The sequence below is a fragment of the Rhizobium sp. RU36D genome (assembly GCF_900176345.1).
GTDB lineage: Bacteria > Pseudomonadota > Alphaproteobacteria > Rhizobiales > Rhizobiaceae > Allorhizobium.
Window position 1 is genome coordinate 50,246 of the sequence record NZ_FWXU01000002.1, and the last position, 14,505, is coordinate 64,750.

General features: G+C 61.9%; 12 protein-coding genes. 5 read left to right on the forward strand and 7 right to left on the reverse strand.

Annotated elements, in window-relative coordinates; all coding sequences use genetic code 11:
- Positions 1–3 precede the first annotated feature (3 nt).
- From B9A97_RS03180 to B9A97_RS03200, 5 genes are all read right to left on the reverse strand, one after another.
- Positions 4–1,395: an ABC transporter substrate-binding protein gene (locus B9A97_RS03180; RefSeq protein ID WP_084363557.1), complete on the reverse strand. Its 1,392-nt coding sequence runs from the start codon at positions 1,393–1,395 to the stop codon at positions 4–6.
- Positions 1,396–1,403: 8 nt separating this feature from the next.
- Complete coding sequence (locus B9A97_RS03185; RefSeq protein WP_084363558.1) at positions 1,404–2,243, reverse strand: ABC transporter permease; 840 nt, start codon at positions 2,241–2,243, stop codon at positions 1,404–1,406.
- A gap of 4 nt (positions 2,244–2,247) precedes the next feature.
- Positions 2,248–3,258, reverse strand: coding sequence for an ABC transporter permease (locus B9A97_RS03190; protein WP_084363559.1), 1,011 nt, complete (start codon positions 3,256–3,258; stop codon positions 2,248–2,250).
- Positions 3,259–3,512: 254 nt separating this feature from the next.
- The gene (locus tag B9A97_RS03195) at positions 3,513–5,078 is read right to left on the reverse strand and encodes an ABC transporter substrate-binding protein (RefSeq protein WP_084363810.1); all 1,566 of its coding nucleotides are present in this window, start codon (positions 5,076–5,078) and stop codon (positions 3,513–3,515) included.
- Positions 5,079–5,339: 261 nt separating this feature from the next.
- The gene (locus B9A97_RS03200) at positions 5,340–6,197 is read right to left on the reverse strand and encodes a sulfurtransferase (protein ID WP_084363560.1); all 858 of its coding nucleotides are present in this window, start codon (positions 6,195–6,197) and stop codon (positions 5,340–5,342) included.
- 170 nt (positions 6,198–6,367) lie between these two features.
- Here B9A97_RS03200 and B9A97_RS03205 point away from each other — a divergent pair, with 170 nt between their 5' ends.
- The gene (locus B9A97_RS03205) at positions 6,368–8,170 is read left to right on the forward strand and encodes an ABC transporter ATP-binding protein (protein WP_084363561.1); all 1,803 of its coding nucleotides are present in this window, start codon (positions 6,368–6,370) and stop codon (positions 8,168–8,170) included.
- 12 nt (positions 8,171–8,182) lie between these two features.
- Here B9A97_RS03205 and B9A97_RS03210 read toward each other — a convergent pair whose 3' ends face one another.
- The gene (locus B9A97_RS03210) at positions 8,183–8,890 is read right to left on the reverse strand and encodes a GntR family transcriptional regulator (RefSeq protein ID WP_244564110.1); all 708 of its coding nucleotides are present in this window, start codon (positions 8,888–8,890) and stop codon (positions 8,183–8,185) included.
- Between the two features lie 207 nt (positions 8,891–9,097).
- Here B9A97_RS03210 and B9A97_RS03215 point away from each other — a divergent pair, with 207 nt between their 5' ends.
- From B9A97_RS03215 to B9A97_RS03230, 4 genes are read left to right on the forward strand one after another with little or no spacing between them, the layout of a single operon-like run.
- Positions 9,098–9,775 (forward strand): aspartate/glutamate racemase family protein, encoded by a 678-nt coding sequence (locus B9A97_RS03215; protein ID WP_084363563.1) that lies wholly within the window; start codon positions 9,098–9,100, stop codon positions 9,773–9,775.
- The gene (locus B9A97_RS03220; protein WP_084363564.1) at positions 9,772–11,136 is read left to right on the forward strand and encodes a dihydroorotase; all 1,365 of its coding nucleotides are present in this window, start codon (positions 9,772–9,774) and stop codon (positions 11,134–11,136) included. The genes B9A97_RS03215 and B9A97_RS03220 overlap by 4 nt, the downstream gene beginning before the upstream one ends.
- Positions 11,137–11,186: 50 nt before the next feature.
- Complete coding sequence (locus B9A97_RS03225) at positions 11,187–12,110, forward strand: dihydrodipicolinate synthase family protein (protein ID WP_084363565.1); 924 nt, start codon at positions 11,187–11,189, stop codon at positions 12,108–12,110.
- A 21-nt stretch (positions 12,111–12,131) separates the two neighbouring features.
- Complete coding sequence (locus B9A97_RS03230) at positions 12,132–13,283, forward strand: MalY/PatB family protein (protein ID WP_084363566.1); 1,152 nt, start codon at positions 12,132–12,134, stop codon at positions 13,281–13,283.
- A 46-nt stretch (positions 13,284–13,329) separates the two neighbouring features.
- Here the strand turns inward: B9A97_RS03230 and B9A97_RS03235 are convergent, their stop codons facing one another.
- Positions 13,330–14,361, reverse strand: coding sequence for a LacI family DNA-binding transcriptional regulator (locus tag B9A97_RS03235; protein ID WP_084363567.1), 1,032 nt, complete (start codon positions 14,359–14,361; stop codon positions 13,330–13,332).
- Positions 14,362–14,505 lie beyond the last annotated feature (144 nt).

Here is a 14,505-nt window from a genome sequence, read left to right on the forward strand (position 1 = left end):
GTGTCAGGCGATGTTCAGCGTGCCCTTGTGATCGATCGATAGTCCCGCAATGTCCTTTTTCGCGGCGAAGACATCGACAGGATGCAGGAGATAAAGCCAGGGCGGGTTGGCATTGAGATAGGCAAGGCAGGCGCCATAGGCAGCCTCGCGCGCCTCCTGCGTGACGCTTGCATTGGCAGCGGCGATCAGGCGTTCTGCCTCCGGGTCATCATAGCCCTGCCACCACACGGCCTTGGTGCGGCTGGAAATCTTGTCGTTGAGAATGCGGTAGGTGCTGTGTGGCGAGGAATCGAAGATCGCCAGATCCCCCATTTCCTTGCGCCCGATCTGTCGCGCATATTCGGGCCGGTCAAGTTCCACGTCGATCTCGACCTCGAAGCCGACGGCCTGGAGCGCCTCCGCCACCACGCGACTGACCTCCAGCGCCCGTTCGGGCATATAGGTCGGCGTCCTGAGCTTCACCCGGCGGTCGCCCTCCACCTCGGCCAGCAGGGCGCGGGCGCGCTCAGGGTCGAAGGGGATCGGCGACAGGCCGGCCGAGGCCAGGCCGAGATGAAAAGGGCTGACAATGCTGGCAGAGGGCACCGCGAGGCCATGGAAGATGTCGCGGGCAATGGCCGCCGCGTCGACCGCCAGATTGGCCGCGAGCCGGGCCTTGGGCGAGCGAAACAGGCCGTTCTGGCAATTGAGATAATACATCACCGAGAGCGTATTGACCGCCTTGCCCCACTGGAAGGCATCATCGAAATCAAGGCGGCCTTCGACACGCTCCAGGTTCAGCGCCGCATCCACGGTGCCGGCCTTCAACGCCGCGTAGCGTCTGTCGGCCAGGGGTTCGCAGACCGCCACGATGTGCTGCGGCCCGCCATCGCCTGACACCCGCTCCAGCACCGCACGCATCTTCGGCTCGAATGCCGTGACGCGGTACGGCCCGGTCCCCAGGACAGGCGTTCCATCTGAAGCAAACCGGCAAATGTAGAATTCGGAGAAGATATCCAGGATATCGGCGATCGGCTGCGGATTGCGCACCACGACAATGCTGTCGTCCTTGCCGTCTGCGGATATCTGCGCCTCCGCCAGATAGCGCGCATAGGACCATTTCATCCCAAACGTATCGACGGCATCCAGGATTCCCTCGATGAAGCCGATGATATCGCCCGCAACGCAGGGCTTGCCGTCATGGAACCAGGCACCCTCGCGGATCGAAAACCGCCACTCGCGTCCGTCCTCGCTATGGGTCCAGTCGGAAAACAACGCCGGCAGCACATGTCCGTCATGCCATTTCAGCAGCGGCTCGAACACCAGGTTTTTCAGGGTCAGAACGCTGGTATCGTCGGTCACGCGCGTGGGCGGCAGGAAATCGACCTTTTCCAGGCTGATGGTCAGGGTGGACATGGAAGACCTCACTCAAGCGCGCTGCGGCGCCGGGGATTGAACCAGTCAGCCAGGGAATCGCCGATCAGGTTGAAGGACAACACCGCCAGCAGGATCGCCGTGCCGGGCGCGAGCGCCACCCAGGCGGCGCTGCGCACATATTGCAGGTTGGCGGAGACATCCGCACCCCACTCGGCCATCGGTGGCTGGGCGCCGAGGCCCAGGAAGCCGAGGCTGGCCGTCTGCAGAATGGCGCTGCCGAGCGCCAGCGTGGACTGCACGAGCAGCGGCCCGAGCCCATTGACAAAGACGTAGCGGAACAGGATCCTCGGCGTCGAAAGCCCGAGGGACACGGCGGCTTCGACATAGGGCTTGACCGAGATGCTGAGCGCCTGGCTGCGGGCCACCCGGGCGAATTGGGGCGCCAGCGTGATCGACACCGCGAGCATGGCATTTTCCAGGCTGGGTCCGAAGGCCGCGGCGAGCGCGATGGCGAGCACCAGCGCGGGAAAGGCGAGCATCGCATCGACGATGCGCATCAGGATCGTATCCAGCCAGCCGCCGGCAAATCCGGCGAGCATGCCGACGGTGACGCCGACGAGGAAGGCGATCACCACCACGCCCACGCCGATGGCGAGCGTTGCCCTGCCGCCATACATGATGCGGGTGAAGACGTCGCGGCCGAAGGCATCGGTGCCGAGCCAATGTTCAAGACTGGGTGCGGCCAGCTTGTGGAGAATATCGAGCTTGGTTGGCGAATAGGGCGAGATCATCGGCCCGATGGTGATCACAAGGATCAACAGCCCCAGGATGATGGCACCGGCCAGCGCCAGCGTGTTGTTTCGCAGGAAGGTGATCAAGTCTGCCATGTCATCACTTCATCTTCTTGCGGACGCGCGGGTCGAGTACGCCGTAGAGCAGATCGACCAGGATCGACGTGACGACGAACAGCAAAGCGAACACCAGCGTCGTGCCCTGAATGACCGGGTAGTCGCGGTTCTTGATGGCCTCGAACATATAGCGGCCGATGCCGGGCCACGCGAAGATCGTTTCGGTCAAGATGGTGCCGCCGAGCATTTCAGCGAATTTCAGCCCGATGACGGTGATGGCCGGCAGCAGCGAGTTGCGCAGGCCATGCCCCAGGATCACCTCGCCGCGGCGCAGGCCCTTTGCCTTGGCGGTGCGAATGAAATCCTCGCTCATCACTTCCAGCATGGAGTTGCGCACGAAGCGGCCGAGCGTGGCACCCAGAAAGGCAGCAAGCACCGTGGCCGGCAGGATCAGGTGCTGCACGGCGCTCCACACGGCAGCCCCATTGCCGGTGATGATGCCGTCGAGGATGGCAAAGCCGGTGACCGGCTCTGAAATGATGAAGGAATTCATCCGCCCGGAGACCGGAAGCAGGCCAAGATAGGTGCCGAACAGCAGTTGCAGGATCAGTGCCAGCAGGAAGGCCGGCATGGAAACGCCCACCAGCGAAACGACGCGGGTGATATGGTCGAACATGGAATTCGGGCGGGTGGCCGAGAGAACGCCGATCGGAATGCCGATGACGATGGCGGCCAACAGCGCCAAGACCGCAAGTTCGATCGTTGCCGGCAGGCGGGCAAGGATTTCCTGTGCAACGGGCTCTCCGGTCTTCAGTGACACACCGAAATCGCCCTGCAGCAGTCCGGCCACATAGTTGAGGAACTGGACGGGAAAGGACTTGTCGAGATCGAGCTGGCCCCTGAGCGCGTCGATCTGCTCCTGCGTCGCGCCTGGCCCCAGCAGCGTTACCGCCGGATCGCCGGGGATGAACCGCACCAGCGAAAAGACGATGACCAGCACGATACCCATGACTGGTATCAGGCCGATCAACCGGCGTAAGATGAAACTCGCCATGCCCTACACTCATATTTCGGGAAGGTGGCCTGCGGCGAAGGAGCGCCGCAGACCTGGATCCTACAGCAGGTCGCGTTGATTCGGATTCATGCGACCTGCTGTAGACTTTTGTTTCGCATGTCTTTGTCCCAAAACCGGTGCCCACTTTTGGGAGACATGCTTTAGCAAGGATCGAAGAGCCCACCAATCACGGGAAGCGGCATCGATGCCCATGGAAAATCCCGGGCGGAGAGGATGCTCCGCCCGGGATGAGGTTATTTCTTCGAGACAGACCAGTACTCGTTCAGCGGCGGTGCGCTGTTGACCACGAGACCCTCGACATTGGCGCGCTGGAAGACGATCAGCTTGGGGCTGAACAGGTAGGCACCTGGCACGCGCTTGATGATCTCTTCCTGCACCTGATGATAAAGAGCGGTGCGCTCGGCCGTATCGACGGTCTGCTGGGCCTTGAGGATCAGGTCGTCGAGCGCCTTGTCCTGCGGCATGCGGAAGGTCATGGCAGTGTCGGCGAGCGAAGAGAGGTAGCCGATCGTGATATGGGCGTCGGGATCGTTGTACCAGGGCTGACGTCCATCGAGAGCGAAATCGAACTGGCCGGCGGTCTGCAATGCGCGGTAAGCCGGGAATTCGGTCTGCTCGATGGTGGCGGTGATGCCGATATCAGCAAGATTGGCCTGCACGAAGGTGGCGACGGCACCCCAGAGCGGTCCCTGGAAGCTGTAGAGCTTGAGCTGGATAGTCGAGGGATCAACACCCGCCTCGGCCAGCAGCGCCTTCGCCTTTTCAACGTCGTAAGTCGGCGCGAGCTCCTTGATCTTCGGATTGAAGGCCCAGCTGTTGGTGGTCAGCGGACCATAGACACGCTCGGCCGTACCGCCGAACACACCCTCGAGAAGACCGTCATAATCGATGGCATGGGCGACAGCCTGACGCACGCGGATATCTGCGAACGGACCATCGGTCTTCTTGTTGTTGAACTCGAGCTGGCGAATGATCTGGCTTGATACTTCGATGATCTTCACATCCGGATTGCTCTTGAGCGCGGCAATGTCCTCAGCCGCGATGGCTGACAGCTGGCCCTGCTGCTGGATGATATCGACGCCACCGCTTTCGAGCTCCAGACGACGGGTCGAAGCTTCCGGAATGACGCGGTAGATGATGCGCGACAGCTTCGGGGCACCGCGGAAATAGTTCGGGTTGGCTTCGAGCACGACATTGGTGTCGGCCTGGGCGCTCTTGAACACGAACGGACCGGTGCCAACAGGGTTCGAGGCAAACTTGTCGCCGAATTTTTCAACGGCCGCCGGGCTGACGATGGCCGATTGCGGCTGCGCCAGGATCGACAGGAAGGCCGGATAAGGCGAGGACAGCGTGATCTTCACCTCCGTCGGAGAAACCACGGCGATGTCTTGGATCAGACCAAAGGTGGCCGCGACATAGGAATTGCCTGCCTTGGTCCGCTCCAGCGAAAACTTAACCGCTGCCGCATCGAATGCCGTGCCGTCCTGGAACTTGACGCCTTCGCGCAGCTTGAAATCAAAGACCTTGCCGTCGGCCGAGACCGTCCAACTGCTGGCCAGACGCCCTTCAAGCGTCTTGAACTCGGGCGATGTCCAGGCAACGAGCGTGTCGAAAACGTTCAGGATGATTTCGCTGCCGATCGGCTCGGCCTTGTTGGTGCCCGGCTCGAGACTGACGGGATCGGATGGAACCGCAATTACCAGCGTCTTCAGCTTGTCATCGCTCTGCGCACTTGCCACGCCTGCAAACAGCGGCAGTGCGACCAGCGCTGCGGTTGCAAGTCCTTTCAAGAGTTTCATCCACATGACCCTTTCACGGTCTGGCGGAAGCACCCCCGGAGAGGCGCCGCCGCGCTTCGTTAAATCCACCAGACAAGACTGCCGTCCTCTGATATTCTACGAAATATACCATCACTCGAAATGCTGTAAAGGCAAGTTGCCGGCATTTTGACCAAATAGATTTAATGGCTCAATTTTTGTGCATCTGCGAAAAAGTTGATGTCGTTCAGAGTGGAAATTGTAGAATTTTAAAGCAGTGCAGAGCCAGTCTGACTGCAATCGTCAGGCGGGATTCGCCCCGCGGACGACAGGGCGGGAGGGGTCGCTGACCCAGGCGGACCACGAACCGGGATACATGGCCGCCTCTATGCCGATGGAGGCGAGCGCCAGAACGCTGTGGGCGGCCGACATCCCGGCCCCGCAATAGACGCCGACAGGTCGGCTGCCATCCGCACCCAGCGCCCGATACATTTCCTGCAATGTCTCGGCATCGGTGAAATTGCCGTAATCCGTGACATTGTCCGGCGCCGGCGCGCTGAGCGCATGGGGGATATGGCCGCGCGGAGGCTGGCCCGGCTCGGACCGCCCGCCGATATAGTTGGGCCGGATGCGGGCATCGAGCAGCACACCCTCTCGCGCTAGGCGGAGTGCGCCATCCGCATCGAGTTCGGGCATATGGCCGGGCGACAGCACGATGTCGCTTGGGTTCGGCTGTGTAGCCTCGCTCGTCACCGGAAGGCCGGCGGAAAGCCAGGCTGGAAACCCGCCATCCAGAACGCGGACATCCGGCAGGCCGGCCCAGCGCAACACCCACCAGGCCCGTGCCGCCGTCATGCTGCGATCGCCGTCATAGACAACAATGGTGCTTTCTGGCCGCAGACCCCAGGAGCGGGCCTTCTCCTGCAGCACCGCAATGTCGGGCAAGGGGCGTTGCCCGCCCTCGAAGCTGGCTGGCGACTGGAAATCCGTGTAAGCTTGCGTATCGATCGCTCCGGGTATGCGCTCGCCCTTGAACGAGGGTTGACCGGTGTACGGATTGATCGAGTGCACGGCAATCACGGTCACGTCGCTGCCGGCAGCCTGCATAGCCTGCAGTTGCGCTGGCGTCAGAAGAACCCTTTGGCGAATGTCTGTTGTCATGGCGGTCTCCGATGGCGACTGTATCTATGCGAGGCTCGCCGATCCTGCAGAGGAAGGCAAGTGAAAATATATCTCGTGATATTCTACGAAATATTTCTGATTGACATTTTCCGGCTTGGCCTGTGCAATGTCATGGTGCCAACAATATGCCATGACCCGGAGTGTGGAGCTTGACAGTTCTTTCGGTCGAAAATCTCACGACTGCCTTTCGCCGCAAGGGCATCTGGACCCCCGTGGTCAACGACGTCAGCTTCACCGTCGATGCTGGGGAGACCGTGGCCATCGTCGGGGAATCGGGCTCGGGCAAGAGCGTCACGGCCATGTCGATCATGCGGCTTTTGCCGGAGCATGTGTCGCGGGTCACGGGCAGCATCCGGCTGGAGGGCAGGGAACTGCTTACACTTCCGGAAAACGAGATGCAGGACATTCGCGGCAACGCGATCGCGATGATCTTTCAGGAGCCGATGACCTCGCTCAATCCGGTGCTGACGGTCGGGCGGCAAATTGCCGAGGCGATCATCCGCCATCGGCCTGTCAGCAAGGCGGAGGCCCGCGCGCAGACCATCCACCTCATGGAACGCGTCCGCATTCCCTCGGCGGCCAGCCGTTTCAACGAATATCCGCACCAGCTTTCCGGCGGCATGCTACAGCGGGTCATGATCGCGATGGCGCTGGCCTGCCGCCCGAAACTGCTGATCGCCGACGAACCGACCACCGCGCTTGATGTGACGGTCCAGGCCGAGATCCTGCAGTTGATCAAGATCTTGCAGGATGAAGAGAACATGGCGGTGCTGTTCATCACTCACGACATGGGTGTCGTCGCCGAAATCGCCGACCGAACGGTGGTCATGCTGCGCTCGCGCGCGCTGGAGACGGGCACGACCGAACAGATCTTCGCGCAGCCGGCCAATGCCTATACCAAGGCGCTGCTGTCTGCCGTGCCGCATCTCGGATCGATGCAGGGACGCGCCCATCCGGCCACCTTCCCGCTGACCGATACCGATACAGGTCTGGTATCGGCGGAGCGCGACATGGCCGGCAGCATTGACCGGCAAAAAGCGCCCGTTCTCGAAGTTCGCAATCTCGTCACCCGCTTCGACGTCAAGTCCGGCCTGCTCGGCCGCGTCAGTGGCCGGGTCCATGCCGTGGAAGGCGTGTCGTTTGACCTGCATGCGGGCGAAACCTTGTCGCTGGTCGGTGAATCCGGCTGCGGCAAGTCCACAACCGGCCGCTCGGTGCTGCGGCTGGTCGAGCCGGTCAGCGGCACGATCCGGATTAACGGCGTCGACTTGCGGCAAATGGACAAGCCGGCCCTGTCGCGCCAACGCCGGCATATGCAGATGATCTTCCAGGATCCATTCTCCAGTCTCAATCCGCGCATGCGCGTGGGCGAGGCCATCATGGAGCCGATGATCACCCATGGGCTGGCGAGCCGCAAGGAGGCCCGGGACAAGGCCGCGGACCTGCTGCAGCGCGTCGGACTGCAAGCCGACATGGCGCAGCGCTTTCCGCATGAGTTCTCCGGCGGCCAGCGCCAGCGCATCAGCATAGCGCGTGCGCTCAGCCTCAACCCCGAACTGATCGTCGCAGACGAGGCCGTCTCCGCGCTCGATGTCTCCGTCAAGGCGCAGGTCGTCAACCTGATGATGGAATTGCAGGAGCGGCTTGGCATCGCCTATCTCTTCATCAGCCACGACATGGCGGTGGTCGAGCGCGTCAGCCATCGGGTGGCGGTGATGTATCTTGGCGAAATCGTCGAGATCGGCACCAGGGCGCAGATCTTCGGCAATCCGCAGCATGCCTATACGCGCCGCCTGATCAGCGCCGTCCCCATTCCCGATCCCGCCCGCCGGCATCTGCGCCTCGTGCCGGAAGGGCGCGAGATCGGCAGCACGGTCCGCCCTGTCGATTATGTCGTGCCGCCGGCGCGCTATGCGGAAGCGGCACCCGGCCACCTCGTCAAGGTGGCGTGACGGACCTTGGGTTCAGAGGGTCAGCCAGCCATGGCCGCTGGCCACAAGCGCGCCCAGAATGCCGGCGCGGGTGTTTTCATTGTGGGCAACGATCGCCTCGCGCGCCTTCTCCGGATCACGGGCGCGCAATGTCGCGACGATATGATGGTGGTCGTCATTGGTCTCGGGATTGATGTCCCGCACCCTGGCGCCCATGTAGAAAAGGCGCGCACATTCCTCCAGATGGCTCATGACCAGCGCATACAGGCGCGGATTGCGCGAGCCGCGCGCAATGGCGGAATGGAATTCCTGGTTGGAATCGATGAAGGTCTTTGTGCTGACCTCCTCGCCGATGACATAGGTCACATCCGCCAGCCGGTCGAGGCCGTCCAGTTCGTCCTCGGTCAGGTTCTTCGCTGCCATCGCCGCGGCCGTGCCCTCCAGCATGCCACGTATGGCAAACAGGTCGTTCATGTCCTTGACCGTGACGGGCGTGACCCGGTAGCCGCGGCGAGGATAGGCTTCCATGAAACCCTCGACGCACAGCCTCGCCAGCGCTTCGCGGACCGGGGTCTTGCTCACCTTGAGCTGCTCGGCAAGCTCCGGCTCCGAAACCTCCGTGCCGGGCGCCATCTCGCCGGTGATGATGCGATTGCGCAGAACGGCATAGGCCTGTTCGGTCAGTGATTCCCGCTTTTCGCCCGGCGCATGCGCCCTGCTGACAATGCCTGCCTCGTTCAAAGCCAATCTCCAGTTTCGCATGCTTACTGGGCACACCGATGTTTGCACCTTATGCCAGCGACACGATGAATTCCAAGCGTCGATCGTCTCGCGTTGCGGTAGCCAACAGAGTTTTGACAGCCGCCCAGTTATGATATATTACGTAATATATTTTATGAATACAAATGGTTCGGCTGCATCGACTGCCGGCATATCGCAGGTATCGCCTTGTCTGAAATCCTCGTCATCAATCCCAACAGTTCCGTCGCCGTGACCCAGTCCATGCAGGATTGCCTCGGCCCCGTGCGGCAGGCCACGCGCCACGATATCCGCTGCATCGAACTTGCCAAGTCGCCGCCAGGTATCGAAACGGATGCCCATGTCGGTGAAGTGATCCCGAACATCCTGGAAGCCGTTGCCGCCACCGCCGCGGATGCCATCGTGCTCGCCTGCTTTTCCGATCCCGGCATTGCCGCGGTTCGCAAGGCCACGCGCCGGCCCGTCATCGGCATTGCCGAGGCAGCCTATCTGGCGGCGCTGGGGCTGGGCAGCAAATTCGGCATCGTTTCGCTGGGACAGTCCTCGATCGATCGCCACCTGCGCTATCTCAAGACGCTCGGTTTCGACGGACGCCTTGCCGGCGACCGCTCGATCGACATGACGGTCGTGCAACTCATCGCCAGCGACGTGATTGAAACGGTGGCGCGCACCGGCCGGCGCCTGCGCGACGAAGACGGTGCCGATGTCATCATACTCGGCTGCGCTGGGCTTGGCGGCTATCGCCAGGCCATGCAGGAGGCGCTCGGGCTCCCGGTCATCGATCCGGTTCAGGCCGGCGTCGCCCTGGCCTGCACCACGCTCGACCTGCGCTATGGCCCGCAGCAGCACAAGGGGATCCCGGCATGACCACCTATGACACTGTGATCCGCGGAACCCTGGTCCTGCCGGACGGCCCACAGGAAGGCGCATGGATCGCCATTCGCGAGGGCCAGATCGCTGCGATCGGCAGCGGCGAGCATCCGGCATCGGCGGCCTATTTCGATGCGGGCAGCGACCTGGTCATTCCAGGCGTGATTGATGGACAGACCCACGCCTGCAGCTATGGCGGCCTGCCGGGCATTCGCTCGACCACCCGCTCGGCGGTGGCAGGCGGGGTCACCACGATCGTGGATATGCCTTATGACAATCCGGCACCGCTCGACAGCGTCGCACGGCTGGACGCCAAGGTCGCAGCGATCGCGGAGCACGCCCATGCCAATGTGGCGCTCTATGGCACCGTCATGCCCCAGCAGTCGACGGAGGAGATCCAGGCGCTGATCGATGCCGGCATCGTGGCCTTCAAGATCTCGACCTTCGAAAGCAGCCCGACGCGCTTTCCGCGCATTTCCGCCAACCAGATCCTGGAGATCTTCGAGGTGCTGGCTGAGACGGATATTCCGCTCGGCGTGCACAATGAAGACCAGGAGATCGTCCGCGCTCGCATTGCGGCGGCCAAGGCAGCCGGTCTCAACAGCATCGAGGCCCATTCGCAGAGCCGGCCGCCGGCTGCCGAACTGGCTGCCACGGCGCAGTTCCTGGAGCTTGGCGCTGCCGCTGGCGCCCATGCGCACATTGTTCATCTGACGACCACGCGCGGTTTCGACCTCGTCGAGAATTACCTGTCGGATGGATATCGCGCCACCGGCGAACTCTGCGTCCATTACCTCTGGTTCGACCCCGAAATCGACGGTCCGGCACTGGGCGCCAGGATGAAGGTCAACCCGCCCATCCGCCCCGGACAGATCGAGGAGCTCTGGGATGATGTCGACTCGGGCCGGGTGGCCTTTGTCAGTTCAGACCATTCCAGCTGGCCGATCGACAACAAGCTGACGGACTCCATCTTCGACGCCGGCGCCGGCGTCCCGGGCCTCGAAACGCTGCTGCCGGCCTTCTTCACCGGTGCCGAAATACGCGGTTTCGATGCGGTCCAGATGACAGTCGAGCAGCTCTGCGAGAGACCCGCCAAGTTCTTCGGCTTGTGGCCGCAGAAGGGCGCCTTGCGGATCGGATCCGATGCCGACATCACCATTGTCAGGCGCGAGCGCCAGGTTTGGGATTCGGCCCAGGCGCATGACGAGCTTTGCTGGAGCCCGTTCGACGGCCGCGAATTCTCGGTCCGCGTCGCCCGCACCTATGTCGGCGGCAAACTGGCCTGGGATGGTGCTGAGATCGTCAACTCGCCTGGTGACGGGCGCTATGTGGCGCGGGGTACTTCCGCCTGGTTCTGATTGCCTGAGCCTTTTCCCTCCAAAATTTCAATTCTGCCAAGGAGCAAGACATGGCCCTGATCAATGCCCAGACATCGGGTGTTTTCGTCATCGCCTGCACACCCTTCAGGGATGACGGGGCAGTCGATACGGCGAGCATCGACAGCATGGTGGATTTCTACTTTGACAAGGGCGCCGATGGCCTGACCATTCTCGGCATGATGGGCGAAGCGCCGAAGCTGACCCAGGCCGAATCGATCGACATCACCCGCCAGACCCTGAAGCGATCCGCCGATAGGCCCGTCGTCGTCGGCGTCTCGGCGCCCGGCCTTGCGGCTTTGGGCGAGCTGACCAAGGCGGTCATGGACATGGGCGCGGCCGGCGTGATGGTGGCTCCGCCCGCCAGCCTGCGCACCGATGAGCAGATCATCACCTATTATCGCAATGTCGTGGAAACCGTAGGCCCTGACGTGCCCGTCGTACTGCAGGATTTTCCGCTGTCGACGGGGGTGCAGATTTCGTCCAAGACCCTTGGCCAGATCTTCGAGACGCATCCTGGTATCGTCATGCTCAAGCATGAGGACTGGCCGGGGCTGCAGAAGATCACCGACCTGCGCGATGCCGAGGCCAAGGGCCGCCGTCGCGTCTCCATCCTCTGCGGCAATGCCGGGGTGTTCCTGCCGGAGGAGATGCAACGCGGTGCCGATGGTGCCATGACCGGTTTTGCCTATCCCGAGATGATGGTGGATGTCTGCCGGCTGGCGAGGGAAAACCAATATGATGCAGCGCGGGATCTGTTCGATGCCTATCTGCCGCTGATGCGCTATGAACAGCAGCCGGGTCTTGGCCTGGCGGTGCGCAAATATGTGCTGGCGAAGCGCGGTGCCATTGCCAGTGCCGCCCAGCGGCGTCCGGGAGCAGCCCTTTCGCCTCTCGCCGTGGCCGAGGTCGAAACGCTGATCGCCAGGCAGGAGCGCCGGCTTGCACAAGCATAAGATCGGAAGGATCTGAGAGACATGTTGGATTTCGACAGGATCATCGAGCGGCGTGATACCGGAAGCTCCAAGTGGAGCCGGTATGGCGCCGACGTGCTGCCCATGTGGGTTGCCGACATGGACTTTCCATCCGCTCCGGAAATCTTCGACGCCATCCGCCGCCGCTTGGACCATCCCTGTCTTGGCTATGGCGTAGGCCGCGACGAACTGCGCCACCAGATCGTTTCCGACATGCAGACGAAATACGGCTGGTCGATCGAGCCCGAGGACATCGTTTTCCTGCCGGGTGTGGAACCTGGTTTCAACATGGCGCTCAAGGCGATGCTGCAGCCCGGCGATGGCGTTGTCGTTCAGACACCCGCCTATCGTCCGATGCTGAATGCGCCATCCCATTGGGACATGAAGCGCATCGACGCACCGCTGCTCGCAACGGACGACGGCTACAAGATCGACCTCAACGATTTCGACAAGAAGCTTGGGCAGGCACGCGCCTTGCTGTTCTGCAATCCCCATAACCCGACGGGCAAAGTCTTCACCCCGGATGAACTGCAGGTGATCGCCGCCCTTTGCGAGCGGAACGACACGCTGATCATCTCCGACGAGATCCATTGCGAGCTGCTTTTCGACAATCGCACGCATGTGCCGGTCGCCACACTCTCGCCCGAGATCGCCAACCGCACCATCACCCTCATGTCGGCGGCCAAGACCTATAACATCGCCGGCCTGAAGACCGCTTTCGCCATCGTTCAGAACAAGGCGATGCGGGAGCGCTTCATGGCCTCGAAACTGGGCATGGTGGACAGCGTCAATATCCTGGGACTGGAAGCAACGCTGGCCGCCTTCCGCCATGGAGAGGCGTGGAAGACGGCGATGCTGGCCTATATCCAGTCGAACCGGGACTATCTATCGCAGGAAGTTGCCAGCCGCTTTCCGGAGATCCGCCTGATCAAGGCCGAGAGTACCTTCCTTGCCTGGCTGGATTGCAGCGCCCTTGATCTCAAGCCGGACCCACAAGCGCACTTCTTGAACCACGGCAAGGTTGGCTTCAGCGCCGGCGCCGAGTTCGGAGCGGGCTATGAGAGGTTCATCCGGCTCAATTTCGGCTGCCCGCGCGCGATGTTGTCAGATGGGCTTGATCGCATAGAGCTGGCGCTTTCGAAGCGGCACGGCTGACGCCAAATGCGGCATTGCCTATCTGCTGGGATCGGCGCTGCCCTCGTTAATTCCCTGCGCGTGTTTGATCGAAAATCGGGGCGATCTCGATCAGCTTCTGGCCGTCGCTGCTCCCCTTTTCAACAATATCGAAGGCCGCGCCCAGCATGCCCGGAACATTCTGGCGCGCCATTTCAATATCGTGACCGAGAAGTGCCACGAACGGGTCCCAGTCGAAGCAGCCGATGATGGGTTGCTCTCGTTCAAAATGCGCTGATGTTTTGATCCACCGCATGACACCTTCAAGCGAGATTGTCGAATTGACAAACATGCCGCGGGGCACGCTACCTTCCCGTTCCGCCATGACGCTCAGCGCCTGGGCGGCCTTTTCCGGCGCGTAGCCGCAGGCAAGGATGTGATGCTCTTCGATCGGCACGCCCAGATCCTGATGCGCCGTGCGGAAGCCGCGGATACGTTCGGCCGTGTTGTGGTCGGTCCCGCGACCTCCGATGAAGAGCAGCGGCGCCATGATGCCGGTCTTGGCCTGATGGTTGACCAGCGTGCGGCGCGTGAGTTCGCGTGCGCCGGCGAAGTTGTCTGAGATAATCGACGTGGCCTTCGTTCCGGGAAGGTCGAGATTGAGGCTGCGCGTGCCGGCGGCAAGGCAGATGTCCGTGATGCGATCCGGATTGGTGGCGCCGGTCGAGATCAGCCATTCGACCTGATAGGACAGCATGGTCCGTGCCGCTTCCACCTCCAGCTCGGGATCGCGCAATGTGCAGGTGATGATCGGGAAGAGCCCGCGCTCGCGCGCCATGATTTCGAAGGTCTCGACGATCGAGCCGAAATAGCGGTTATCGTATTTCGGGACGATCATGCCGATGATGCGGGATTTTTCCCGGCGCAGAAGGCTCGCCTGCATGTTGACGGCATAGCCCTGCTCCTCGGCAATACGGGTGATTTTCTCCGCGAGCTGGGTGCTGATCCTGCGCTTTTTCCAGTTGCCGTTCAGGACGGCGCTGACGGCGCTTGCGGAGGTTCCTGCCAGTTCTGCCAGATCATAGATCGTCGTCTTTTTTTGCGGGCGCTGCTGATTCACTGACTTCCTCCTGAGAGACCTAACTTGACATCAAACGCGAGAAGTGGCAATTCTTGCTTCATCGATTGAGCAACGGTGCTCAATCGATGATACGGTTTGGCTGTGGAGGGTCGACCGGGAGGCATTCTGTCTGTGCCCATGTCT

Excerpts from the sequence above, each read along its gene's own strand:
- B9A97_RS03180 (WP_084363557.1), bottom strand. The coding sequence starts at position 1,395 with ATGTCCACCCTGACCATCAGCCTGGAAAAGGTCGATTTCCTGCCGCCC.
- B9A97_RS03200 (WP_084363560.1), bottom strand. The coding sequence starts at position 6,197 with ATGACAACAGACATTCGCCAAAGGGTTCTTCTGACGCCAGCGCAACTG.
- B9A97_RS03185 (WP_084363558.1), bottom strand. The coding sequence starts at position 2,243 with ATGGCAGACTTGATCACCTTCCTGCGAAACAACACGCTGGCGCTGGCC.
- B9A97_RS03195 (WP_084363810.1), bottom strand. The coding sequence starts at position 5,078 with ATGAAACTCTTGAAAGGACTTGCAACCGCAGCGCTGGTCGCACTGCCG.
- B9A97_RS03230 (WP_084363566.1), top strand. The coding sequence starts at position 12,132 with ATGTTGGATTTCGACAGGATCATCGAGCGGCGTGATACCGGAAGCTCC.
- B9A97_RS03190 (WP_084363559.1), bottom strand. The coding sequence starts at position 3,258 with ATGGCGAGTTTCATCTTACGCCGGTTGATCGGCCTGATACCAGTCATG.
- B9A97_RS03225 (WP_084363565.1), top strand. The coding sequence starts at position 11,187 with ATGGCCCTGATCAATGCCCAGACATCGGGTGTTTTCGTCATCGCCTGC.
- B9A97_RS03220 (WP_084363564.1), top strand. The coding sequence starts at position 9,772 with ATGACCACCTATGACACTGTGATCCGCGGAACCCTGGTCCTGCCGGAC.